General features: G+C 32.0%; 1 protein-coding gene. It reads right to left on the bottom strand.

The genetic code is table 11. From position 1 onward, the window contains the following. Positions 1 to 228 (bottom strand): ATP-binding protein (locus IEQ44_RS18830; protein WP_193639502.1); only part of this gene is annotated, 228 nt, incomplete at both ends.

Genomic DNA, 228 nt, shown 5'->3' with positions numbered 1-228 from the left:
TGGATTGATAAAATAAATCAAAAATGAGTTCTAATTCTTCTTTTGGAATTCCCGATCCAGTATCGGAAACCGATAGTTTTATTTGCTTTTTAGAGTCGATGGGGATAACACTTAACTGAACATTCCCTTCCTTTGGTGTAAATTTGAAAGCATTTGATAGCAGGTTATAAATTACATGTTCTATTTTTTCTTTATCGTACCAAGCAGTATGTAAGTTTTTTGGGCAAT

Source organism: Nocardioides malaquae (genome assembly GCF_015070385.1).
GTDB lineage: Bacteria > Actinomycetota > Actinomycetes > Propionibacteriales > Nocardioidaceae > Nocardioides > Nocardioides malaquae.
This window is presented reverse-complemented; position numbering and strand designations above follow the sequence as displayed.